Genomic DNA, 339 nt, shown 5'->3' on the forward strand with positions numbered 1-339 from the left:
TGCTGTAGCGGCTCGAAAATTGCTTCAAGACCGTCGCCATAGGCACGCGTGAAACCGCGAAACCCCTCGTCGATCACCTTCTTGAGATCGCGTAAAGACGCATCGTCCATGTGGGGAAAGCTGAATAACCAATCCAAAATCCATCCTCCTCGATAACGGTAAGCGCATCCTTTGACGCGCTGTTCGTTGCCGGCGCAGCATGTTCCACCGGGGCGCGCCAGCAACGTCTTGAACGGGATCAGAGTGCTGCCTTGATCTTCTCGGCAGCTTCCGGCGATACCCACGCCTTCCACATGGCCTCGTTCTCTTCGAGGAAGTGCTTTGCGCCGTCGTCGCCGC

The 339-nt window shown here is 57.5% G+C and carries 2 pseudogenes; both read right to left on the bottom strand.

Annotated elements, in window-relative coordinates:
- Positions 1-137 (bottom strand): annotated as a pseudogene (locus AC0C6X_RS30200) (proline/glycine betaine ABC transporter permease); the annotation flags it as partial.
- Between the two features lie 101 nt (positions 138-238).
- Positions 239-339, bottom strand: a pseudogene (locus AC0C6X_RS30205) (ABC transporter substrate-binding protein); the annotation flags it as partial.

The organism is Ensifer sp. VA4 (genome assembly GCF_055710065.1).